This is a genomic window from Actinoplanes sp. NPDC051633 (genome assembly GCF_040681735.1).
GTDB lineage: Bacteria > Actinomycetota > Actinomycetes > Mycobacteriales > Micromonosporaceae > Actinoplanes.
On sequence record NZ_JBFAZH010000560.1, the window covers coordinates 1 to 5,071 of the forward strand.

Genomic DNA, 5,071 nt, shown 5'->3' on the forward strand with positions numbered 1-5,071 from the left:
GAGTTGACCGCGCTGAGCACCGCCTCGCCGAGCAGCGCCGGGATGACCACCGGGCAGTTCAGGTGGGCCAGGCAGCGCGGGTGGTGGAAGTAGACCGCGTCGCGCAGATAGACCTTCTCCAGCTCGTCCAGCACGGCGCCCGCCGTACCCAGCGGTTCGTCGAGGTCGACGCCCTGCACCTCGAGCGCAAGGGCCTCGGGGGCGATGCCGGTGAAGGGCTTGTCGACCTGGCCGATGCGGGAGGCCACCCGGTCGAGACCTTGCATCACCATCCGTTTGAGGGCGTCGGTCGAACCGTTGATGAGGAGGTGATCACGGGGAGTGCCCGGAGAAGTCATGCGGATCCTCAGCAGTTGGGGGAGGGTTCTCTTCACAAGCCCCTCCTCGGACCGGCCCTCGGCTTAGGTGAGGGTAACCTAACTCGCGACCGAGGAACCCATCCCCCCTGAGGAACAAGTGACCAGCGCCATTTACCGCGATGGATGGGGTGTCCCCCACCTGCGCGCCGACACCGCCCTCGAACTGTCCTATCTTCAGGGTCGGGCCGCGGCCCGCGATCGCGCGTGGCAGATCGAGGTCGAGCGGTGGCGGTCCGAGGGCCGGCTGGCCGAGCGGATCGGCGCAGCCGAGGTGCCGTGGGACAGGTTCGCGCGCCGCGCCCGGCTCGACGACACCGCCCGGCGCAGCTACGAGCGGCTCGACGACGAGACCAGGACCTGGGTCGGCGCGTACGTGGACGGCGTCAACAGCGAGCTGCCCACCACCGACGCGCCGGAGTTCGCCGCGCTGGCCGTGCGCCCGGCGCCCTGGGAGCCGTGGACGCCGCTCGGGATCTTCCTGGTGCAGCACATCCTCTTCGGGACCTTCCCCACCAAGATGTGGCGCAGCCATGTCGAGGCGACGATCGGCACGTTCCCGCGCCGCGAGGCGTCCGACAGCGGCAGCAATTCGTGGGCCGTGGCCGGCGAGTACATCGCCGGTGACCCGCATCGGCTCCTCGAGCTGCCCGGCGTCTACCACCAGGTGCGGCTGTCCTGCCCGGAGTTCGACGTGGCCGGCTTCGCCTTCCCGGGCGTACCCGGTGTGCCGCACTTCGGGCACGCCGGGCAGGTGGCCTGGGCGATCACCAACGCGATGGCCGACTATCAGGACCTCTACATCGAGGAGCTGCGCCGGTCCGGCGACGAGGTCGAGGCCCGTGGCGGGTCCGGCTGGGAGCGCGTGTCACGGCACGTCGAGACCATCCGGGTACGCGACGCCGACGACGTCACGGTCGAGGTGATCGAGACTCCGCGCGGCCCGGTGATCGACCGGAACCTGAGCCTGCGCGTGCCGGCCCGCGTCGACCTCGAGGTGGGGTTCGGGGCGCTGCTGCCGTTGTTGCGGGCCACCACCGTCGAGGACGTCGCGGCAGCGCTGTCGTGCTGGGTCGAGCCGGTCAACTCGGTGGTCACCGCCGACTCGACGGGCGCGCTGCTCAGCTTCGCCGCCGGGCGGGTGCCGCTGCGCGACGACCGCAACCGGCAGGTGCCGGTGCCGGCCTGGGACGAGAGATACCGATGGCGGGGGTACGCGACGATGCCGCGGTCCGCGCGCGCCACCGTGGTCAACGCCAACGACCGCCGGCCGGGAGACACCGAGGATCTCGGGTACGACTTCGCGCCGCCGACCCGCGCCCGGCGCATCGCCGCCCTGCTTAGCCGGGGGACACCGCCGGAGCGCGTACACGTGGACGTGGTTGTGGGTCTCGGCATCCTCGAACGGCTCACACCCGGCGGGCCGGCCGCGCGCGAACTCCACGAGCGGCTGCTGGCCTGGGATCGGCGGATGGACGCGGACAGCCACGAGGCGGCGCTGTTCGCGGCGTGGCGGCACGCGGCCGTGCGGCGGCTCACCCCGACGCTGGCGCCGCTGCTCACCGACACCGGGTTCGACCCGCTCTTCGCGCCGTGGCTGAACCCGGTGCAGCGGATCGGGCAGGCGCTGGACCAGCTGATCACCGAGGAGATCGCGGAGGCGGCGCTGGCCGACGTGGCGGCCGATCCGCCGCCCGGGCCGTGGGGCGCCACGCACGTGTTGACGCCGCTGAACCTGGTGCCCGCCACGGCGCTCGGCGAGACCGTGCCGCTCTCCGGCGACAGCGACTGTGTGCGGGCGACGAGAAGCCTGCCCGGCGTGACGGACGACTGCTGGTTCGGGTCGGTCGCACGCTATGTGTGGGACGTCGCGGTGCCGGACCGCAGCCGGTGGATCGTGCCCTTCGGCGCCTCCGGCCGGCCGGACTCCCCGCACTTCAAAGACCAGTTGCCCAGGTGGCGCGACGGCGACCTGGTCCCGGTGATCCGCGACTGGTCCGCCCTGCGGCTGGAGCAGAAGTGGTAGCCCAGGAGGCTGTCCGCGGCCTCGATGGCCTCCTGGGCTACCACTTCGGTCAGGCGGCGATCTGTGCCGCCTGCCAGCTCTGCGCGAAGGCGGCCGGCGGGAGCGGCCTCGAGTAGAGGAAGCCCTGTGCACGACGGTAGCCGAGGTCGAGCAGTATGCGTGCCTGCTCCGGCGACTCCACGCCCTCGGCGACCGTGCCCAGGTTCAGCGCGCGGGCGATCTGGCTGACCGCGGTCGCCACCGCCGTCGGGCGCGAGTCCAGGCCCAGCCGGTCGACGAACGACCGGTCCAGCTTGAGCCCCGACATCGGGCAGGTGAGCAGCAGGCCCAGCGACGACGCGGCGGTGCCGAAGTCGTCCAGTGCCAGGTCGAGACCCAGCGCCCGAAGCCCGTGCAGCGCCTCCAGCACGGCCGGGTCATCCAGCACGGCGGTCTCGGTGATCTCGATGACGAGCCGGTCGGCCGGGATGCCGAACTCGGCCAGGATCCCGGCCACCTCGTCGACGAACCCGGGAACCTGCAACTGCCGGCCGGTCACGTTCACCGACATCGTGAGCCCGGCCGCCCCGGGGTGGTCCCGACGCCACCGCGCGAGCTGGCGGCACGCCTCGCGCAGGATCCACCGGCCCAGCGGCACGATCTCGCCGGTGCTCTCGGCGGTCGGGATGAAGTCGGCCGGGGACACCGGGTCGCGACCCGGCGGTTGCCAGCGGACCAGCGCCTCGGCGCCGGTGACCGCGCCGGTCTCCATCTCGACGATGGGCTGGTAGACGAGCCGGAACTGGTCGGTGCCGATCGCGTCGCGCAGCCGGTTGCCCAGCTCCACGGTCTCCAGGATGCGGGCGCCCATGCCGGCGTCGTACTGCCGCACCCCGCTCTTGCCGGCGTCCTTCGCGGCGTACATCGCGATGTCGGCGTTGCGCAGCAGGCCCTCGACGTCGTCGCCGGATTCGGCCGGCGCGACGCCGATGCTCGCCTTCACCACGAGCATGTGCCCATCCACCCGGGCCGGCTGGATCACGTCGGCGAGGATCCGGTCGGCCATCGCGGCGGCCTCGTCGGCGCCCACCCCGCGCAGCAGCACCGCGAACTCGTCGCCGCCCAGCCGGGAAACCAGGTCCTTGGCCCGGACCGCGCCCCGCAGCCGTTCGGCGACGGTGATCAGCAGGCCGTCGCCGACGCCGTGCCCGAGAGTGTCGTTCACCGCCTTGAAGTCGTCCAGGTCGATCAGCAGCACCGCGAGGCCGTGCGCGGCGGACCGCCGGTCGGTCAGGTCGGCGGCCACCGCCTCGCTGAACGCGGTGCGGTTCACCAGCTTGGTGAGGCCGTCCTGGGTGGCCTGCTCGTGCAGCATCGTCTGGTGCCCGCGCAGCTCGAGCAGGGTGACGTCGAGCCGGTTGATCAGCTCGAAGTTGTCCAGGAAGGCGAGCAGTTGCCGCACCACGACCACCGCCGTGATGGTGACCACGCCGATCACGCCGCCCCACGCCTGCGCGCCCATGATGTCGGTCGGCATCATCACCAGGAAGACGCCGAACGTCACGACCACCGCCGCGTACGGCAACACGTGATAGGGCCGGCGGGGCCGCTCGCGGTGCCAGCGCGGGCGTACCCGGGTCTGCCGCTCCTGGATCCGCGGGCCGATGGCGATCAGCGCCGGGGCCAGGGTGCGCAGCACCAGCAGAACCGGGTTCAGCTCTCCGTCGACCATCGGCGAGAGGAACATGCTCAAGCCGAGGCAGGCGGCCGCGGCGACCATCGGGATCGCGGCGCTCACGGTCACCGGCGCGGTGCCGCTGAGCAACAGCTTCACGGCCGCGAAGGCGGCGACCAGCATGATGCTGAGCGCGATCACCGTGCTGACCGCCGCGGCCGGGCCACCCTTCGCCGGGTCGATGCTGAAGCACCAGGCCAGCACGCCGCCGCAGACCAGCACCGCGAGCGCGTCGAGGTGGAAACGCAGCCGCTCGCCACGGGTGCCGCCGGGTGTCGGATGGGTGAGCATCCGCACGATGAGCAGGCCGCAGCCGGCGAGGTAGAAGACGGTCTGCTCGGTGCCGCCGTTGAGCTCCGACACCGCCGGGTGGATCAGCGTGCGGATCGCCTGCCAGCCGTCGCCGATCAGGAACAGGACCGCGCCGACCGCGGCGGTGAGCATGTAGTTGCGGACGAGGCGTTCCACGCCGGGGACCCGGGACGCCCGCCAGGCGAACCAGGCGAACAGAACGTCGAACGGCACCTGCACGAACCACACGAAGCGGAGCTGGAAGGAGTTGTCACCGACGCCGAAAACGGGCACCAGGCAGCAGAGCAGGGCAAGCAGGAGCGCACCGCCGATGCCGGGATCGCGCAACAGCGCCCCGGCGCCGCGCCACCGTCCCTCGTTCGCCCGCACGTCGCAAGAATCGGCACCCGGAGGGCCGAGTCAACCAAATCCGGCGGCGGGACGCCGTGCTGGTCCACCGGAGGACCAGCACGGTGCGCCAGATCACTTCTTCGGTGGGACGTTCGGGTTCACGTGCAGGGCGTTCGTCGGGTCGTAGGTGTCCTTGACCTGGGTCAGCCGGTCGTAGTTGCCCTGGTAGGTGGCCCGCACCCGCTCGTTGCCCTCATCCATCATGAAGTTCACGTAGGCGCCGCCGGCCGAATACGGATGGATGGCTTCCCAGTAGTCCACGGTCCAGCGGGT

At 71.7% G+C, this 5,071-nt stretch carries 3 protein-coding genes and 1 pseudogene; 1 reads left to right on the forward strand and 3 read right to left on the reverse strand.

All coding sequences use genetic code 11. The features are described from left to right. A pseudogene (locus tag AB0M20_RS26535) lies at positions 1-338 on the reverse strand (pyridoxal-dependent decarboxylase); the annotation flags it as partial. A 118-nt stretch (positions 339-456) separates the two neighbouring features. Here AB0M20_RS26535 and AB0M20_RS26540 point away from each other — a divergent pair. After that, a complete protein-coding gene (locus AB0M20_RS26540) occupies positions 457-2,382 on the forward strand; it encodes a penicillin acylase family protein (protein ID WP_364302654.1) in 1,926 nt (641 codons plus the stop codon). A 49-nt stretch (positions 2,383-2,431) separates the two neighbouring features. Here AB0M20_RS26540 and AB0M20_RS26545 read toward each other — a convergent pair whose 3' ends face one another. Together AB0M20_RS26545 and AB0M20_RS26550 are read right to left on the reverse strand one after the other, a co-directional pair. Then, a complete protein-coding gene (locus AB0M20_RS26545) occupies positions 2,432-4,777 on the reverse strand; it encodes an EAL domain-containing protein (RefSeq protein WP_364302656.1) in 2,346 nt (781 codons plus the stop codon). Between the two features lie 93 nt (positions 4,778-4,870). After that, the coding region (locus AB0M20_RS26550) for a BBE domain-containing protein (RefSeq protein WP_364302658.1) at positions 4,871-5,071 on the reverse strand (201 nt) is incomplete at its 5' end.